The 17,985-nt window shown below is 71.5% G+C and carries 12 protein-coding genes; 7 read left to right on the top strand and 5 right to left on the bottom strand.

Annotated elements, in window-relative coordinates:
- The first annotated feature begins 159 nt into the window (after positions 1–159).
- The 7 genes from E4P38_RS08220 (at position 160) to E4P38_RS08190 (ending at position 8,365) form a co-directional block, all read left to right on the top strand.
- On the top strand, positions 160–1,155 hold the full coding sequence (locus E4P38_RS08220; RefSeq protein WP_245160888.1) for a M4 family metallopeptidase: 996 nt from the start codon (positions 160–162) through the stop codon (positions 1,153–1,155).
- A gap of 4 nt (positions 1,156–1,159) precedes the next feature.
- The gene (locus tag E4P38_RS08215) at positions 1,160–1,468 is read left to right on the top strand and encodes a protealysin inhibitor emfourin (protein WP_135131285.1); all 309 of its coding nucleotides are present in this window, start codon (positions 1,160–1,162) and stop codon (positions 1,466–1,468) included.
- Positions 1,469–1,559: 91 nt separating this feature from the next.
- Positions 1,560–2,084, top strand: coding sequence for a MarR family transcriptional regulator (locus E4P38_RS08210; RefSeq protein WP_135131284.1), 525 nt, complete (start codon positions 1,560–1,562; stop codon positions 2,082–2,084).
- A gap of 23 nt (positions 2,085–2,107) precedes the next feature.
- A complete protein-coding gene (locus tag E4P38_RS08205; RefSeq protein WP_135131283.1) occupies positions 2,108–3,796 on the top strand; it encodes a methylmalonyl-CoA mutase family protein in 1,689 nt (562 codons plus the stop codon).
- A 152-nt stretch (positions 3,797–3,948) separates the two neighbouring features.
- Positions 3,949–4,443 carry a Clp protease N-terminal domain-containing protein gene (locus E4P38_RS08200; RefSeq protein WP_135131282.1) on the top strand — a complete coding sequence of 165 codons (495 nt, stop codon included), beginning with the start codon at positions 3,949–3,951 and terminating at the stop codon, positions 4,441–4,443.
- A gap of 100 nt (positions 4,444–4,543) precedes the next feature.
- The gene (locus tag E4P38_RS08195; RefSeq protein ID WP_167760495.1) at positions 4,544–7,273 is read left to right on the top strand and encodes a penicillin acylase family protein; all 2,730 of its coding nucleotides are present in this window, start codon (positions 4,544–4,546) and stop codon (positions 7,271–7,273) included.
- 123 nt (positions 7,274–7,396) lie between these two features.
- Positions 7,397–8,365, top strand: coding sequence for a tetratricopeptide repeat protein (locus E4P38_RS08190; RefSeq protein ID WP_135131280.1), 969 nt, complete (start codon positions 7,397–7,399; stop codon positions 8,363–8,365).
- A 57-nt stretch (positions 8,366–8,422) separates the two neighbouring features.
- Here the strand turns inward: E4P38_RS08190 and E4P38_RS22860 are convergent, their stop codons facing one another.
- The 5 genes from E4P38_RS22860 to E4P38_RS08165 all read right to left on the bottom strand — a co-directional run bounded on the left by E4P38_RS22860 (position 8,423) and on the right by E4P38_RS08165 (position 17,972).
- The gene (locus E4P38_RS22860; protein ID WP_167760494.1) at positions 8,423–9,820 is read right to left on the bottom strand and encodes a neutral zinc metallopeptidase; all 1,398 of its coding nucleotides are present in this window, start codon (positions 9,818–9,820) and stop codon (positions 8,423–8,425) included.
- Positions 9,821–9,984: 164 nt separating this feature from the next.
- A complete protein-coding gene (gene glgB / locus E4P38_RS08180; RefSeq protein WP_209309003.1) occupies positions 9,985–12,603 on the bottom strand; it encodes a 1,4-alpha-glucan branching protein GlgB in 2,619 nt (872 codons plus the stop codon).
- A gap of 43 nt (positions 12,604–12,646) precedes the next feature.
- Positions 12,647–14,017: a hypothetical protein gene (locus tag E4P38_RS08175; RefSeq protein WP_135131278.1), complete on the bottom strand. Its 1,371-nt coding sequence runs from the start codon at positions 14,015–14,017 to the stop codon at positions 12,647–12,649.
- Positions 14,014–15,873 (bottom strand): maltose alpha-D-glucosyltransferase, encoded by a 1,860-nt coding sequence (gene treS, locus E4P38_RS08170; protein ID WP_135131277.1) that lies wholly within the window; start codon positions 15,871–15,873, stop codon positions 14,014–14,016. Before treS ends, E4P38_RS08175 begins: the two co-directional genes overlap by 4 nt.
- 53 nt (positions 15,874–15,926) lie before the next feature.
- Positions 15,927–17,972, bottom strand: a complete 2,046-nt coding sequence (locus tag E4P38_RS08165) for an alpha-1,4-glucan--maltose-1-phosphate maltosyltransferase (protein ID WP_135131276.1) — start codon at positions 17,970–17,972, stop codon at positions 15,927–15,929.
- Between the last annotated feature and the right edge of the window lie 13 nt (positions 17,973–17,985).

Here is a 17,985-nt window from a genome sequence, read left to right as displayed (position 1 = left end):
TGAAACGGATATGCGGCGCGCCGGAACTCGTTGACAGCGGGGCCCGTTCGGCGGTCGGGTAGCTCCAGCCGCGGGCCCGGTTCCGGGCCCGGGCGCCGTGCGGAGCTGGGGGACACAGTGCGCGAACACAATCCTTTGCGGTGCATCCTGCCGCCGAACGTGCTGGACAGGCTGGCCCGGTCGGACGACCCGGACCTACGGGCGTCGGCGCTGGACGCCCTCAGGATCGACGCTCGCTTCCGCATCGCCCGGGCGGAGTCGGCGTCCCGGACGGGCGGTCGCACGACCGCCCCGGTGACGTTCGCCCGCATCGGCGGCGCACCGAACCGGACGATCTACGACCAGGAGCACGGCTCGAGCCAGACGCTCGGGCGCGTGGTGCGCGCCGAGGGCCAGCCCGAGACCGACGACATCGCGGCCACCGAGGCCTATGAAGGCCTCGGGCGGACGTATGAGTACTACTGGTCGACGTTCCAGCGGGATTCCATCGACGGGCAGGGCCGGACGCTGCACGGCTGCGTGCACCAGGGCGAGAACTATCCGAACGCGTTCTGGGACGGCCGCGCCATGTTCTTCGGCGACGGCGACGGGCAGATGCTCACCCGGACCACGGCGGGGGTCGACGTCATCGGCCACGAGCTCACCCACGGCGTGACGCAGTACGAGGCCAACCTCGTCTACTCCGGACAGTCGGGCGCGCTCAACGAGTCCGTCTCCGACGTGTTCGGGATCCAGGTCAAGCAGCGCGCCCTCGGTCAGGACGTCACCACCTCGGACTGGCTCATCGGCGCCGACATCGTGGGTCCGGCGCTCCAGCCGGCGCTGCGATCGATGAAGGACCCCGGGCAGGCCAACCCGCACGACGACCAGCCGGCGACGATGGACGACTACGTCCCCGGGGGAGACGTGCACACCAACTCGGGCATCCCGAACCGCGCCTTCTACGTGCTCGCGACGACCCTGGGTGGGAACGCGTGGGACGCGGCCGGCCCGATCTGGTACGCGGCCCTGCGCGATGCCCGGCTCACCCCGACGGCCACCTTCCAGGAGTTCGCGCGGCTGACCCTGCGCAACGCCCTGATGATCTACGGCCAGACGAGTTCCGAGGCCGACGCCGTGCGCGGGTCCTGGGAAGCGGTGCAGGTGCCACTCTGAGCCGGTGCGCATCCGGGTCCGCCGTGTGGGCGGCATAGCGGGAAACATCGCCCTCGCGGCGGAACTGGACACGGCCCAGCTGCCGGCCTCCGACGCGACGCGGCTGGAGGGCGCTCTCGAGGCCCTGCCGTGGGGCGCTCCCGCCGGAGTGCCGCCCCATCCCGACGCCTTCCGGTACGAGGTCGACCTGCCCGACGAGCCGGGCCGGGGGACGGCGGTCCTGGAGGAGTCCGACGTCGGGGGAGACATGGACCTGCTCCGGACGCACCTGCAGAGCGACGGCGTCATCGAGTCCCGGCGCCGGCCCGGATAGCTCGTGTCGACACGTCGAGATGTCGCCGCCGTCCTCGGGCACTGCTCCTCCCTCGGCCGTCGTCGGGGCCTGCCCCGGTAGCGTGCCGGGCATGGTCCGACCGCTGGGACTGCCCTTCGACCCGATCGAACGGGCGGGGCAGACGTGGGAGAAGCGGTTCGGCCCCGCGTCGTCGATGCGGGCCGCGACCTCGGTCTTCCGCGTGCAGCAGATCCTGCTCGCCCGCTTCGACGAGGTCCTCAAGCCCCACGAGCTCACCTTCGCCCGGTACGAGGTGCTGGTCCTGCTCACCTTCAGTCGCACCGGGGAACTGCCGCTGAAGGTGATCGGCAGTCGCCTGATGGTCCACCCGACGAGCGTCACGAACGCGATCGACCGGCTGGCGGCCGCGGGCTACGTGCGCCGCCGGCCCAATCCGGACGACGGCCGAGGGGTGCTGGCCGGCATCACCGAGGACGGGCGCGCGGTCGTGGAGAAGGCGACGAGCGCTCTGACGGGCCTCGACTTCGGCCTCGGCGACCTGCCCGAGGGCGAGCGGGCCGACCTCTTCGACATCCTCCGCCGGGTCCGGCTCGGCGCGGGTGACGTGGCCGACGTGACGATCGACGAAGGATAGTTGGACGTCCTACTATCTAGGGCATGACCCAGGACGCCCGGCAGCGGTGGCAGCAGCGGTACGACGCGGCGCTCAGTGGGGGCAAGGTCCGGGACGCGGACTTCACCACGCTCTCCGGCGTCGAGGTGGACCCGGTCTACGGCCCCTCCGACGAGTCGGCCGTCCCCGGTTTCGAGCGGATCGGCTATCCGGGTGAGTTCCCGTTCACCCGCGGCCTGCACGCCACCGGGTACCGCGGCCGGGCCTGGACCATCCGGCAGTTCGCCGGATTCGGCAACGCCCAGCAGACCAACGAGCGCTACAAGATGATCCTGGCCGAGGGCGGGGGCGGATTATCCGTCGCCTTCGACATGCCCACGCTCATGGGCAAGGACTCCGACGACCCGCGGGCGCTCGGCGAAGTCGGCCACTGCGGCGTCGCGATCGACACCGTCGCCGACATGGACGTCCTCTTCGCCGACATCCCGCTCGACGAGACCACGACGTCGATGACCATCAGCGGCCCCGCCGTCCCGGTGTTCTGCATGTACCTGGTCGCCGCCGAGCGGCAGGGCGTCGACATCGGCAAGCTCAACGGCACCCTGCAGACCGACATCTTCAAGGAGTACATCGCGCAGAAGGAGTGGCTCTTCGCACCCGAGCCGCACCTGCGCCTGATCGGCGACCTCATGGAGTACTGCGCCGAGAACATCCCGGCCTACAAGCCGATCTCGGTCTCCGGCTACCACATCCGGGAGGCCGGCTCGACCGCCGCGCAGGAGCTCGCCTTCACCCTCGCCGACGGGTTCGCCTATGTGGAGCTGGGCCTGTCCCGCGGCCTGGACATCGAGCAGTTCGCGCCCGGGCTGTCGTTCTTCTTCGACTCCCACCTGGACTTCTTCGAGGAGATCGCCAAGTTCCGCGCCGCCCGCCGGATCTGGGCCCGGTGGCTGCGCGACGTCTACGGCGCGACGACCGACAAGGCCCAGCAGCTCCGCTTCCACACCCAGACCGCCGGCGTCTCGCTGACCGCCCAGCAGCCGGACAACAACATCACCCGGACGGCGGTCGAGGCCCTGGCCGCGATCCTCGGCGGCACCCAGTCGCTGCACACCAACGCACTCGACGAGGTGCTGGCGCTGCCGAGTGCGAAGGCCGCCCAGATCGCCCTGCGCACCCAGCAGCTGATCATGGAGGAGACGGGGGTCATGAACGTGGCCGACCCGCTCGGCGGCTCCTGGTACGTCGAAGCGCTCACCGACGAGCTGGAGCGCCAGGCCGAGGAGATCTTCACCCGCATCCGGGAGATGTCCGACGGCGCCTCGCCCTATCCCATGACGTCCGGCATCCTGCGCGGCATCGAGGACGGCTGGTTCACCGGCGAGATCGCCGAGGCCGCGTTCGTCTACCAGCGGGCGCTGGAGAAGGGCGACAAGAAGGTCGTCGGCGTCAACACCCTGACCGGCTCGGTGGAGGCCCACGACAAGCTCGACATCCTCCGCGTCAGCCATCAGGTGGAGATCGATCAGAAGGCCGAGCTGGCCGGGCGCCGGACGAGCCGGGACGACGACGCCGCGCGTGCCGCCGTCGCTCACATGGTCGAGGTGGGCCGCACGGAGGCGAACATGCTCCCGGCGATGCTCGACGCCGTCCGGGCCGAGGCCACGCTCGGCGAGATCTGCGACGCCCTGCGTGCCGAGTGGGGCAGCTACACCGAGCCCGCCCGCTTCTGAGCACACTGTCGCCCTCCGGGCTCCAACCGCGGCCAGGAGCCGTCCCCGATCGAAACTGAGCCCATCCGCCGTCGCCCGCGGGGAGCCTCCGGCCCCGCCTCGCCCGACTGCCCTCGCGGTCCGGGGCCTCCGGGGCCGACATCGGCAGCAGCATGGGGGTCAGCAAGCAGGCCGCGCAGCAGCGCTTCGTCGCGAAGGGCGCGCCCGATCCGAGCGAGGGGTTCAGCCGGTTCACCGACCGGGCGCGGGCCGTGGTCGTCCGCGCGCAGGAGGAGGCCCGGACGGCGGGGAACGAGACGATCGGCGTCGCCTACCTCGTGCTCGGGCTGGTGGCCGACCCGGACAGCACGTCGGCGGCGGCGATCGCGGCCCAGGGGATCGACCTGGACGACGCCCGCCGGACGGCGACCGCGACACTGCCTGCCCGCTCGGAGCAGATGCCCGCCCTCGTCCCGTTCGACGCGCACGCCCGCCGCGCCCTCGAGCTCACGTTCCGGGAGGCGCTGCGGCTGGGATCGCCCGCGATCGGGACCGGCCACGTGCTGCTCGCCGTCCTGGAGGCCGACGACGGAACCGGGGTGCTGGCCGGTCTCGGCGTCGACAAGCCGACCGTGGAAGCGCACGTCAGCGCGGTGCAGGGAACCTGATCGGCCGTAAGTTACCCGCGCGTAACCGTCCGGGGTGTGTCGTCGTTCACACGGCACGACACCCGCACCCGGAGGTAGGCGCATGCGCAGGCTGGCGATCGTGGCACTCGGTACGGCCGTCCTGGCCGGGGTGATGGCTCCGGCGGGTGCCACGCCGGCCGGCCCGGGGGAGTACCCCGGCGTGCGCAACATCCTCCCGCCCGGCCAGTCGGGGTCGATCAATGCCGCCGAGGCGGCGCAGGTCGCCGCCGGAGATCCGCAGGGCCGGGTGGCGGTCGACGGCCAGAATGCTCCGGCCAACTTCGCCGACCAGCTCGAGATGTACGACGCGCTCAACCACGCCGATCTCGGCGGGCTGACCGACGGACAGCTCTCGGCGTTCTACAAGGACGCCCCGCTGACGCTCAGCAACAGGGACGCAGTCCGCACGGACCGGCCGAAGTTCGGCGTCATCATCCGCTGGGACTCCTTCGCGGTGCCCTACATCGAGGGCAAGACCCGGGAGGACGCGGCGTTCGGCTCCGGCTACGCCGGTACCAAGGACCGGATGTTCCTCATGGACCTGCTGCGTCACGTCGGCGCCGCCCGGGCCGCGGAGTTCCTCGGCCCGGACGAGGCCAACGTGGCGATGGACCAGGAGCAGCTGCGGGCGGCGTTCTACACGCCTGAGGAGGCCGCGGCCCAGATCGACCAGGCCGCCGAGCGCTTCGGTGCCGAGGGCCGGCGCCTCGTGGCCGCGCTCGACGCCTACATCGCCGGCATCAACGCCGCGCAGCAGGAGCTGTGCCCGGCCGTGGTGACCGGTCCGGAGTGCCCGGCCGAGTACGCGGCGCTGCAGAAGAAGCCCGAGCCCTGGACCCGCGCCGACGTCGTCTACGTGGCGTCCCTGGTGGGCGGCATCTTCGGCAAGGGCGGCGGTGCGGAGTTCGCGAACGCGCGCTGGCTGCAGCAGCTCGAGGCGCGCTTCGGCGCCGACGAGGCCAAGCGGATCTTCGACGACCTCGCCCTGGCCGACGACCCGGAGGCACCCACCACGGCGAGCACGCCGGCGCCGTACGGCAGCGGCCCGGTGGACCCGACGCTGCCCGGGGTGGCGCTGCCCGACCTCGACGGTCCGACCGCGCCCGGCACCGGCGCCGATGCCGGTAACGGCGGGCTGCCCGACCCAGGGCTGGGATCGCTCCAGGGCCGGTTCGGCACCCAGGACCGCGCGACGGTCGTCCAGGGGCCGTTCGGGCCGATCGACCTCGGTGGCGTGCCCGACATGATGAGCAACGCCGCGCTGGTCGCCGGTGACCGGACCGTCGACGGCCACCCCCGGGTGGTCTTCGGCCCGCAGACGGGGTACTTCACCCCGCAGCTGCTCACCGAGCAGGCCGTCGTTGCACCCGGCATCCGGGCCCGCGGGGTGTCGTTCGCCGGCACCAGTCTCGTCGTCCAGCTCGGCCGCGGCGTCGACTACGCCTGGTCGGCCACCAGTGCCGGCAGTGACCTCGTGGACACGGTCGTCGAGCGGCTCTGCGACCTGGCCGGCGGCGAGGCGACCGTCGAGTCCGAGGGGTACCTGGTCGGGAACGAGTGCCGGCCGATGGACAAGGACGTGCACGAGGAGACGGCGCTCCCGAACGCGGCCGCGCCCGGGCTCCCGCAGACCTACCGCTTCCTCGTGCTGCGGACCGAGCACGGCATCGTGCAGGTGCGCACGACCGTCGACGGCCGGCCCGTCGCCGTCGTGCTCGAGCGCAGCACCTACGGTCGGGAGCTGGACTCGGCACTCGGGTTCGAGCGGCTCGGCAATCCTGACTACGTGCAGGACGCTGCGACCTTCCGCGACGCCGCGGCGGCCATCGACTACACGTTCAACTGGTTCTACGTCGACGACCGCGACATCGCCTACTACTCCTCCGGCCGGCTCCCGGTGCGGGCCGACGGCGTCGACGGGCACCTGCCGCGGTGGGGCGACGCGGCCTACGACTGGCAGGGCTGGCTGGCCGTGGACGACCACCCGCAGCAGGCCAACCCGCCGTCGGGCTTCCTCGTGTCCTGGAACAACAAGCAGGCACCCGGGTTCAGCGCCGCCGACGACCAGTGGGGCTACGGGCCGGTGCACCGGAGCCAGGCGATCTCCGACCGGCTCGCCGATCTCGCCGCGACCGGCGGGGTGACGACGACGGACGTCGTCGCCGCCGTCCAGGACGCCGCCACCGTCGACTCCCGGGCGTTCTACACGCTGCCGTCGCTGCTCGACGTGGTCGGCGACGATCCCGAGCTCGCCGACGCGGTGTCCCTCCTGCGCGGCTGGCAGCAGCGCGGCGCCCACCGGCTGGACCAGGACCGGGACGGCGCGTACGAGGAGCAGGCCGCCATCGCACTGTTCGACGCGTGGTGGGGAGCCGCCGACGAGCAGGGGGTCGCACAGGACCTGCTCCGCGGCACCCTCGGCGATCTCGTCGGCGAGCTCCCGCAACGGGTCGACGACCACCCGCGTCAGGGACTCGGCTCGTCCTGGAACGGCGTCGCCTGGTACGGCTACGTCCTCAAGGACCTCGACGTCGTCCGTGGCATCGACCCCGGCGCCTGGTCGCGGGCCTACTGCGGTGGCGGTGACCTCGCGACCTGCCAGGCCGACCTGCGCACGTCGCTGCGGGCAGCGGTGGACGGCGTGCTCGCCGAGCAGGGGGTCTCCTCGGTGGACCAGCTGACCTACGACAAGCACCTCGACGACATCCGGGCGACCACCGCCGGCCTGGTCGCCTCCCGGCCGATCGACTGGCAGAACCGCCCGACGTTCCAGCAGGTGGTCGATTACTCCAGTCACCGCCCGCGGTGACACCGCGGCCAGGAGCCGTCCCCCCGCTGCGCTGACCCGGTTCGGCGCCCCGCGTGGGGAGCCTCCGGCCCCGCCCCGCGGGACCCCCCTCGCAGGGCGGCTCACCTCTGGGACAATCTCTCCATGCAGCCTTCTCGTCCTGGACGTCCCGACCCGCGGGCCGCCGCCCAGCAGGCCCAGATGGCCGCCGCGATGGCCGGCGCCGTCGACCTCGCCGCGGTCAAGGCCCGGTCCGACGCCGCCGCCCGCGCGCAGGCCGCCCCGCCGCCGAGTGCCGACGTCCCCGCCGGTGCACCCGGCTCTGCCGTCGTCGACGTCACCGAGGCCACCTTTCAGGCCGAGGTGCTCGACCGCTCCTTCCAGGTGCCCGTCGTGCTGGACCTGTGGGCCGAGTGGTGCGGTCCGTGCAAGCAGCTCTCCCCGGTGCTGGAGCGGCTGGCCGCCGAGGGTGGCGGCTCCTGGGTGCTGGCGAAGGTCGACGTCGACGCGAACCCGACACTGGCCCAGGGCCTGCGCGTGCAGGGGATCCCGGCGGTGAAGGCCGTCTGGCAGGGGCAGCTGGTCGCGGAGTTCAACGGGGCGATCCCCGAGGAGCAGGCCCGCCAGTTCGTGGACGAGCTGGTGAAGGCCACCACCGGGGGCGTCCTGCCGGGTGGGGACGGCGAGATCCCGGCCGAGGCAGAGGACCCGCGCCTGGACGCCGCCGAGGCGGCCCTGGAGCAGGGTGACCTGGCCGCGGCCGAGGAGGCCTACCGAGCCATCCTCGAGACCGAGCCCGACCACCCCGAGGCCGGGCTGGCGCTGCGTCAGGTGCAGCTCTTCCGCCGAGCCGACGAGGCCGGACCCGACGCGCTGGCCGCCGCCGAGGCCGCGCCGGACGACATCACCGCCCAGACCCGGGCGGCGGACTTCCTGCTCGGCACCGGCAATGTGCAGGAGTCCTTCGACCACCTGCTGGCGGTCGTGCGGCGCACCGCGGGAGAGGACCGCGACCAGGCCCGCAAGCACCTGGTCGAGCTGTTCGCCGTCGTCGGTGACGAGGACCCGAGAGTCAGCGCCGCCCGCCGTCAGCTCACCCTCGCCCTGTTCTGACAAAGGACCCCGTCCTCCCCACCCTTCGCAGGCTCAGGGCGGTGCCCGGGACGGGGCCTAACGCCCGAGTTCGCAGGCGTCCCCGCCGAGGAGGAAGCCGGTCCGGAACGCGCCGACGAGCTGGAAGCCGGACGCCGACGTGTTCGGGAAGACCTCGGGGCGGACGCCGTACTCGAGCAGGAACTGCACGGCCTCGTCGATGTCACCGGGGCTGATGCTGGCGCCGGTGCTCTCGGTGAAGGCGCCGTTGTACCACTGGGCCTCGTACCAGCCGGTGAGGCAGACCGCCGACTGGGTGGCGGCACCGTCGTCGATCGAGAGGCCGGCCTGCTCGCGGACGGCCAGCGAGTAGGGCAGGGACAGCGCGGTGGTCAGCGCGAAGTCGCCGATCTCGTCGTAGGCCGGCGTCGCCAGTTCGGTCTCGTCGAGATAGACCGTGGTCGTGTCGGCGCAGTAGCCCAGGTCGCGGTCCTCGAGGCCCTCGCAGTCCGGCGCCGTCCCGTCGAAGCCCTCGACCGCGGGAGGGGTGAACTCGCTGCCGAAGGCGCTCGGGAACACCTCGGTCCAGAACTCCGGCAGCGTGGTGCCGACCCAGTCGACGATCTGGTCGAAGGCGGCGTTGCCCTGACTGTCGTACTCGAGGTCGTTGGCGAATGCGGCGGCGGTGTACAGCCGGTCGGCGCCGAAGTCGTCCCGGCACGGGCCGACGCCGCCGTCGAACCCCTCGTAGAAGGCCGAGACGCGGTCGAAGTAGGAGCCGTGCGCCTGGCTGTCGGCGGGGTCGCTGCCGACGTCGTCGCGCAGCAGCAGGAAGCCGCGGATCACGTCGTCGAGCTCGGGGGTGCGCAGCGCGACGTGCTGGGCCTCGCCGTCGGCGACCCACCGGGTCCACGCGCCGGCCAGGCAGTCGGCCTGGGTCTCGTCCTGGATGCTCCGGCCGTTCTCGGCGAAGCCGAACCGGCCCTGCATGGCGTGGCCGAACTCGTGCGCCATCACGACCGGTCCGAGGAAGCGGCCGTAGTCGGTGGAGAGCTCCTCGAGCAGCGCCCGGTCGTAGGCGATGAGGTCGCACGCGGGGTCGTAGAACGCGTTCCCGGCGACCTCCTCCGGATCGGTCCGCGAGCCCTCGCAGCCGATGCCGTTCTCGGGGTAGGCGCCCTCGTCGATCGCGTTGGAGTCGACCGAGAAGTAGCCGTTCTCCAGCGGCGTGAACTCCTCGCCGAAGAACTCCGGATAGGCCTCGGCCCAGAAGTCGTTCAGATCGGTGAGCGCATTGCGCGCGAACTGGTCGATCCCCGTGTCGCTGACGCCGATGATCGGGAACGCGTCAGGAGCGACGTCCACCGGCTCGCCCGGACCGGGGGAGGCCTGGCCGACGACGACGTCGGCGGCGCAACCGGCGAGCAGCACGCCCGCGAGAGCCAGCGGCAGTGCGCGGCGCAGGACCTGCCTCATCGGGGCTCGTCCCCTTGTCTGGGAAGGCCGGCCGTGGGGCGGTGCCGGCGGTGCGATCGGAGTCGGCACAGAATGCCCGGTCGGGAGCCACTTGGGGAGCCTCCGGCGCGCCGCGGGATGCGGCGCGCCGGAGTTCCGCAGCGGGTGGGGACGGCCCGGGCCGCTCAGCCCCCGTGCAGGAACCAGACGGTGCCCAGCGGCGGAGCGGCCACCGTCGCGGAGTACGGCTGACCGTGCCAGGGTTCCGCGACCGCCTCGATGCCGCCGAAGTTGCCGACCCCTGAGCCGCCGTAGCCGTCGAAGTCGGAGTTCAGCACCTCCCGCCAGGGGCCGGGGCGGGGCAGCCCGATCCGGTACCCGTGGTGCGCGGAGCCCGAGAAGTTCGAGACGCAGGCCAGGGCCGAGCCCGTGCCCTCGCTCGCGCCGTTGTCCGACGCCGCCGGCTTGCCGTACCGCAGGAACGACAGCACGTTGCCGGTCGCGTCGTTGGCGTCGATCCACTGGAACCCCGCCGGGTCGACGTCCAGCGACCACAGCGCGTCGATCTCCTGGTAGCGGCTGTTGAGGTCGGTCACCAGTTGCAGGATCCCGCGGTGTGCCGGGTCGTCGAGGTGCCACCAGTCCAGTGAGCGGCTCTCGGCCCACTCCGCGTCCTGGCCGAACTCCGAGCCCATGAACAGCAGCTGCTTGCCCGGGTGCGCCCACATGTAGGCGAGGTAGGAGCGCAGGTTGGCCAGCTGCTGCCAGCGGTCCCCGGGCATCTTCCGGAGCAGCGAGCCCTTGCCGTAGACGACCTCGTCGTGGCTGATGGGCAGCACGTAGTTCTCGGAGTAGGCGTACATCATCGAGAACGTCAGCTGGCCGTGGTGGTAGCTGCGGTGGACCGGCGCCCGTTCCATGTAGCCCAGCGAGTCGTGCATCCAGCCCATGTTCCACTTGAAGCCGAAGCCCAGGCCCCCGAGGTGCGTCGGCCGGGTGACGCCGGGCCACGCCGTCGACTCCTCGGCGATGGTGACCACGCCGGGGATCTCGCGGTAGACCGTCGCGTTCATCTCCTGCAGGAACGCCACCGCCTCGAGATTCTCGCGGCCGCCGTGGATGTTGGGGACCCAGTCCGTGCGGGAGTAGTCTAGGTAGAGCATCGAGGCCACGGCGTCGACGCGGATGCCGTCGATGTGGAACTCCTTGCACCAGAACAGCGCGTTGGCGACGAGGAAGTTCCGGACCTCCGAGCGGCCGAAGTCGAACACGTAGGTGCCCCAGTCCAGCTGCTCGCCGCGGCGAGGGTCGGCGTGCTCGTACAGCGGCGTGCCGTCGAAGCGGGCCAGCGCCCACTCGTCCTTCGGGAAGTGCGCGGGCACCCAGTCGACGATGACGCCGATGCCGGCCTGGTGGGCGCGGTCGATGAGGTAGCGCAGGTCGTCCGGGCTCCCGAACCGCGACGTGGGCGCGTAGTAGGAGGTCACCTGGTAGCCCCAGGAGCCACCGAAGGGGTGCTCGGCGAGCGGCATGAACTCGATGTGGGTGAACCCGGCGGAGACCACGTAGTCGACGAGCTCGTCGGCCATCTGGCGGTAGGAGAGCCCCTGCCGCCAGGAGCCGGCGTGCACCTCGTAGACGCTCATCGGCCGCTCGTGCCAGCCGGCGCTCGCGCGCTCCGCCAGCCAAGCGTCGTCGGTCCACTCGTAGGTCGACTCGGTGACGACGGAGGAGTTGAGCGGCGGGACCTCGGTGGCGAAGGCCAGCGGGTCGGACTTCTCCCGCCACGTCCCGTCGGCGCCGAGCACGTGGTACCGGTACCGGCTGCCGACCTGCACGCCGGGGACGAAGATCTCCCAGACGCCGGAGGAGCCCAGCGACCGCATCGGGTAGGCGCGCGCCTCCCAGTAGTCGAAGTCTCCGGTGACCTTGACGCCCCGGGCGTTCGGCGCCCACACCGCGAAGGAGACGCCCTCGACGGTGCCGCGCGGGGTGTCGTAGCGCCGCACGTGCGCACCGAGGACGTCCCACAGCCGCTCGTGGCGGCCCTCGCGGATGAGGTGCTGGTCGAGCTCGCCCAGCGTCGGCATCCACCGGTAGGGGTCGTCGACGGTGTAGCTGGTCGAGCTGCCCTCGCCGTCGAGGTAGGCGACCTCGATGCGGTAGTCGCCCGGCTGCTGGGGAAGCTGCGCCTCGTAGATCCCGCCGCCGTGCAGCTGACGGGCCTCGTGGCGGGTGCCGTCCTCGTCCAGGACGGCGACCGCGACGGCGTCGGGCCGCAGCGTGCGGACCACCCAACCGGACGCGGTCAGGTGGGTGCCGAGGACGCCGTGCGGGTCGTGTGACCAGCCCTCGACGACCGCCCGCAGGTCGTCGCCGCTGACCTCCCGCGCCTGCCCGGACGGGGCGGCGTGGCCGGCCTCCTCCGGGCCCCGCGGCGCGGGCGGCTGGGCCGACGCCGCGGTCGGGTCGCCCGGCTCCGCGATCGGGGCCGGCGCCACGACGGGCGTGGCCGTCGCCGCCGCCCGCTTGGTCGGGGTGGCCTTCGTCGCGGCCTTCTTGGCAGCCGCCTTGGTGGGCGCAGCCTTCTTCGCCGCGACCTTCTTCGCCGCGACCTTCTTCGCCACAGCCTTCGCCGGCGCCTTCTTCGCGGTCCGTTTGGCCGGCGGGTCGGCGTTCACGATCGGCTCGTCGCCGGCGGCCGCCTGCGCGGCGGCGGTCTTCTCGTCCACGGCGCGCTGGAGGGCGTCCTTGTCGTCGGCGGAGGACCCCGGAGGGACTACACCTCGGTCGTCGGTCGTCATCGTCTCGCCGTCCTCTTGGGTGCTCGGTCGTGCTGCGGGCGCGTCACTCGCGGCTGGTCAGCCGGGACAGGCTGTTGAGCGGGATCATCAGCCAATGCGGACGGTTCCGTGCCTCGTAGACGCACTCGTAAACGCACTTGTCCGCCTCGAACGCCCGAAGGAGTGGTGATTCGCCGCACGGGTCGAGGCCGCCGGCGGTGGAGTACCCGGCGCAGAACGCGGCGCGGTTGCGGGCCGCCCACTCCTGCGCCCGGTAGGCGCGCTGCGCGTCGTCGGGCTGCTCGACCAGCATGTGCCGGGCGGCGTAGTCGAAGCTCCGCAGCATCCCGGCGACGTCGCGCAGCGGGCTGTCGAGCTCCCGCCGGGCGGCCAGCGGGCGGGCGGGCTCGCCCTCGAAGTCGAGCACGATCCACCCGGTCGCGGTTCGCAGCACCTGCCCGAGGTGCAGATCGCCGTGGACGCGCTGGCGCACCACCTGCTCGGTGGTCGCGGCCACGGCGGCGTAGAGCTCGCGCAGGCCGTCGGCGTGCTCGGCCAGCTGGGGCACGACCTCGGTGGCCGCCGTCAGCCGCTCGGCCATCTGCTCGGCGACGGTCGCGAACCACTCGGGCCCGGCCGGCTCCGTCGGCAGCACCGAGGCCATGTCGGCGTGCACCGAGGCGGTGGCCGCACCGAGCCGCTCACTGTCCGCGGCGAAGTCGCCCCCGACCTCGTCGGCGTGCAGGTCGCCCTCGGCGTAGAGGTCGCGGACGCTCGCCGTCGCCAGGCGCCAGCCGTCGCTCGCGTTGGGCACGAAGGTCTGCAGCATCGCGACCGTCGCAGGCGGATGAGCGGGATCGGCGTCGTCGATCTCGATGTGGCCCAGCAGGGGGGCGATGTGCTTGTTGTTCGTCTGCCGGAGCGCGTCGTGGATCTCGACGTCGGGGTTGAGGCCCGGCTCGAGCCGGCGGAACAGCTTGAGGATCGCCTCGGAGCCGTAGATGAGCGAGGTGTTGCTCTGCTCGCCCGAGACGATGTCGCCGGGCAGCCCCTCGGGGATGTAGGCGACGCCGGCCGGGTGGAAGTGCATCGGCCCGATCGTCGAGGCGTTGACCAGGTGGATCAGCCACGGCGGGGTCGCATCGCGATCCCGCATCGCGTCGTAGGCGTAGCTCTCGCCGTTCTCGTTGGGTACGGCGCCGACGAAGGCCGACTCGAGGTCGTCGGCCGGGTGGTCGCGCCAGGAGAGCGGGACGAGGTAGGTCTCCTTGTGCCCGTCGGTGTAGGACACCCGGACCCGGTGCACCGAGAGCACGGGGTTGCCGCGGTCGAGGAAGAAGCCGTCCTCGGAGACGTCGGCCCACTCGCGGCCCTTGCCACCGAACCAGCGCTGGTGCGGCATCCACTCGCGGAACAGGTCGGTGAGCACCTTCATCGGGAGTCCCCCTCCGTGTCGGGCTCGGACGCGCTCGGTGCGTTGTCGCCGGGCGTCTCCTCGGCGGCGCTGACCACACCCGCGGCCAGCAGCGAGTCGGCGACGGAGCTGGACAGCATCCTCGACGGAGCCTGCTCCCAGTCCTCGTGCTCGTCCGCGGCCGGCTCGACCGGCTTGGACAGCTCGAACCAGTAGAAGCCGTGCCCGGCCAGCGTGAGCATGTACGGCAGGACGCCGATCTGTGGGAACTCGACCCGGCCGGTGAGCTCGATCGGCGTGTAGCCCTCGAACTGGCGCAGGTCCAGCTCCACCGGCTGCGGGAACCGGGACAGGTTGTTGACACACAGCACGATGTCGTCGCCGAACCTCCGCACGAACGACAGCACCGTGGGGTTGCGCGACCCGACCTCCTCGAACGTGCCCAGGCCGAACGTCGGGTGCTCGTTGCGGACGCGGATCATCCGGCGGACCCACTGCAGCAGCGAGTTGGTGTTGCGCAGCTGGGACTCGACGTTGGTCACCTGGTAGCCGTAGACCGGGTCCTGGTTCAGTGGCAGGTACATCCGCTGGGGGTCGGCACTGGAGAAGCCGCCGTTGCGGTCCGGCGTCCACTGCATCGGGGTGCGGACGCCGTCGCGGTCTCCGAGCCAGATGTTGTCGCCCATGCCGATCTCGTCCCCGTAGTAGAGGACGGGGGAGCCGGGGAGGGAGAACAGCAACGCGTTGAACAGTTCGAGGGTGTTGGTGTCGTTGTCCAGCAGCGGGGCCAGCCGCCGGCGGATGCCGATGTTGGCCTTCATGCGGGGGTCCTTCGCGTACTCACCCCACATGTAGTCCCGCTCCTCGTCGGTGACCATCTCGAGGGTCAGCTCGTCGTGGTTGCGCAGGAAGATGCCCCACTGGCAGTTGTCCGGAATGTCCGGCGTCTGCGCCATGATCTCCGAGATCGGGAAGCGCTGCTCCCGCCGGACGGCCATGAACAGGCGCGGCATCACCGGGAAGTGAAAGGCCATCTGGCACTCGTCGCCGTCCTCGCCGAAGTACTCGACGACATCGGCCGGCCACTGGTTGGCCTCGCACAGGAGCACGGTGTCGGGGTAGTCGGCGTCGACCACCTTGCGCACGTGCTTGAGGAACTCGTGGGTCTTGGGGAGGTTCTCGCCGTTGGTCCCCTCCTCCTCGAACAGGTAGGGGACGGCGTCGAGACGGAAGCCGTCGACACCGAGGTCCAGCCAGAAGCGCAGGGCATCGATGATCGCCTCCTGCACCTTCGGGTTCTCGAAGTTGAGATCCGGCTGGTGGGAGAAGAACCGGTGCCAGAAGTACTGCCGGCGGACCGGGTCGAAGGTCCAGTTCGAGGACTCCGTGTCGACGAAGATGATCCGCGCGTCGGCGTACCCGGAGTCGTCGTCGGCCCAGACGTAGAAGTCGCCGTACTCGCCGTCGGGGTCGCTGCGGCTGGCCTGGAACCACGGGTGCTGGTCCGAGGTGTGGTTCATGACGAAGTCGATGATCACCCGCATGCCCCGGGAGTGGGCCGCGTTCAGGAAGTCCTTGAAGTCCTCGATGTCGCCGAACTCCGGCAGGACGGCCGTGTAGTCGCTGACGTCATAGCCGCCGTCGCGCAGCGGGGAGGCGAAGAACGGTGGCAGCCAGAGGCAGTCCACGCCGAGCCACTGCAGGTAGTCCAGCTTGTCGATCATGCCGCGCAGGTCGCCGACGCCGTCGGCGTTGCTGTCGGCGAAGCCGCGGACGAGGACCTCGTAGAAGACCGCACGCTTGAACCACTCCGGATCGGTGCCGGGCGGCGGGAGCGCGGAGCGGTTGGAAGGGGAGTCGGGGACGGGAACGGTCATCGCTGGGGGTGGCCCTCGTTCATCGGCGGGGTGCGGTCAGGGGAAGGGGCGGATTACGCGACCGGCGGCGGGAACGTCACCGGTCGCGGCAGGGTGACCGCGAAGACGTGGGCGGGCTCGCGGTAGGGGTCCAGCTCCAGGTAGTTGAACTGGCCCCAGTCGTAGCTCGCGCCACCGATCTCGTCGGTGACGGCGAACCGCTCGTGCCAGTCCAGGCCGAGCACCGGGAGGTCGAGGGACGTCGTCCCGATCTGGGTGTTGTGGCTCGACAGGTTCACGACGACGAGGACGGCGTCCTGCGACCCCGGGTCGGTCCCTCGGTCGGCCGTCTTGGAAAAACACAGCAGGTTCGGGTTGTCGACGGCGTGGAAGTGCAGCGTGCGCAGCTGCTGCAGCGCCGGATGGGCCCGCCGGATCTCGTTGAGCCGGCGCAGGTAGGGCGCGAGGCTCCGGCCGGCGGCCTCGGCGGCGGCCCAGTCCCGCGGGCGCAGCTGGTACTTCTCGCTGTCGAGGTACTCCTCGCTGCCGGGCCGGACGGCGACGTGCTCGAACAGCTCGAACCCGGAGTAGACGCCCCAGGTCGGGCTCATCATCGATGCGAGGACGGCACGGATCTTGAACATCGGCGGGCCGCCGAACTGCAGCGACTCGTGCAGGATGTCCGGGGTGTTCACGAAGAAATTGGGCCGCATGTAGTGGCTGTTCGTGGCCAGCTCCCGGCCGTACTCCTCGAGCTCCTGCCGCTCGGTACGCCAGGTGAAGTACGTGTACGACTGCGTGAACCCGATGCGCGCGAGCTGGTGCATCATCGCCGGCCGGGTGAAGGCCTCGGCGAGGAACAGCACGTCGGGGTCGGTCTTCTTGACCTCCCAGATCAGCCAGTGCCAGAAGCTCAGCGGCTTGGTGTGCGGGTTGTCGACGCGGAAGATCTTCACGCCCGCCTCGATCCACACGCGGATCACCCGGAGGCACTCGGCGTAGATGCCCTCGGGGTCGTTGTCGAAGTTGACCGGGTAGATGTCCTGGTACTTCTTCGGCGGGTTCTCCGCGTAGGCGATCGTGCCGTCGGGCTTGGTGGTGAACCACTCGGGGTGGCTCTCCACCCACGGGTGGTCCGGCGCGGCCTGCAGCGCGAAGTCCAGCGCCACCTCCATGCCCAGCTCGCGGGTGCGGGCGACGAAGGCCCTGAAGTCCTCCATCGTGCCCAGCTGCGGGTGGACGGCGTCGTGCCCGCCCTCGGCGCTGCCGATCGCCCACGGTGAGCCGACCTCGTCGGGCCCCACGTCGGTCGGGTTGCCGCCCGGGAACTGCGCCGAGTTCGGGCCCTTGCGGTTGACCGTGCCGATCGGGTGGATCGGCGGCAGGTAGACGACGTCGAAGCCCATCTCGGCCACCGCCGGCAGCCGGTCCTGAGCGTTCGCGAAAGTGCCGTGGGTGGCCTTCCCGCCGACGACGGGGCCCTCCGACCGCGGGAAGAACTCGTACCACGATCCGTAGAGCGCGGTCGGGCGGTCGACCCAGACCTCGTACGTGGGGGAGGGCGTTACCAGCTCGCGCACGGGGTGCTCGTGCAGGTAGTCCTGCAGGGACGCGGTGAACGACGGCGCGATGCGGGCGGTGAGCTCCAGCGAGGTGTCGCGCAGGGCGGTCGCGGCGGCCGCGAGGGCGTCCCGGTGCGCGGAGTCGGCCTCGGCAGCGACCCGGTCGAGCAGGCGGGCGCCTTCCTCGAGGTCGTTGGCGAGGTCCTCGGCGCCCTGCCCGGCCTCGACCTTGACCTCGACGGCGTGGTGCCAGGTGGCCAGCGGGTCGCTCCACGCCTCGATGCGGAAGGACCACAGCCCCTCGCGGTCGGGCACGACGGTGGCCAGCCAGCGGTCGGGCTCCGGAGGGAGCTTCGCCATGCGGACCAGCGGGGGAGCGTCGTCCGCACCCGGCGGGCTCCAGACGACATTCGCCGCCACGGCGTCGTGGCCCTCGCGGAACACGGTGGCGGTGATCGGCAGGTGCTCGCCGACCACTGCGCGGGCCGAGAACGACCCGCAGGACACGACGGGGGCGACATCGGAGATGCCGAGGCGGAGGTCAGCGCGGCCAGTCATCCCCGCCACGCTA

This window comes from Blastococcus sp. CT_GayMR16, from assembly GCF_004570875.1.
In the GTDB taxonomy this organism is placed as follows: Bacteria; Actinomycetota; Actinomycetes; order Mycobacteriales; family Geodermatophilaceae; genus Blastococcus_B.
Note: the sequence above shows the minus strand (reverse complement) of the source record. Positions and strands in the feature narration are given on the sequence as shown.

Bases quoted from the DNA above. Each gene is read 5' to 3' on its own strand.
- E4P38_RS08210 (WP_135131284.1), top strand. From the start codon at position 1,560: ATGGTCCGACCGCTGGGACTGCCCTTCGACCCGATCGAACGGGCGGGG.
- E4P38_RS08205 (WP_135131283.1), top strand. From the start codon at position 2,108: ATGACCCAGGACGCCCGGCAGCGGTGGCAGCAGCGGTACGACGCGGCG.
- E4P38_RS08200 (WP_135131282.1), top strand. From the start codon at position 3,949: ATGGGGGTCAGCAAGCAGGCCGCGCAGCAGCGCTTCGTCGCGAAGGGC.
- E4P38_RS08190 (WP_135131280.1), top strand. From the start codon at position 7,397: ATGCAGCCTTCTCGTCCTGGACGTCCCGACCCGCGGGCCGCCGCCCAG.
- E4P38_RS22860 (WP_167760494.1), bottom strand. From the start codon at position 9,820: ATGAGGCAGGTCCTGCGCCGCGCACTGCCGCTGGCTCTCGCGGGCGTG.
- glgB (WP_209309003.1), bottom strand. From the start codon at position 12,603: ATGACGACCGACGACCGAGGTGTAGTCCCTCCGGGGTCCTCCGCCGAC.
- E4P38_RS08175 (WP_135131278.1), bottom strand. From the start codon at position 14,017: ATGAAGGTGCTCACCGACCTGTTCCGCGAGTGGATGCCGCACCAGCGC.
- treS (WP_135131277.1), bottom strand. From the start codon at position 15,873: ATGACCGTTCCCGTCCCCGACTCCCCTTCCAACCGCTCCGCGCTCCCG.
- E4P38_RS08165 (WP_135131276.1), bottom strand. From the start codon at position 17,972: ATGACTGGCCGCGCTGACCTCCGCCTCGGCATCTCCGATGTCGCCCCC.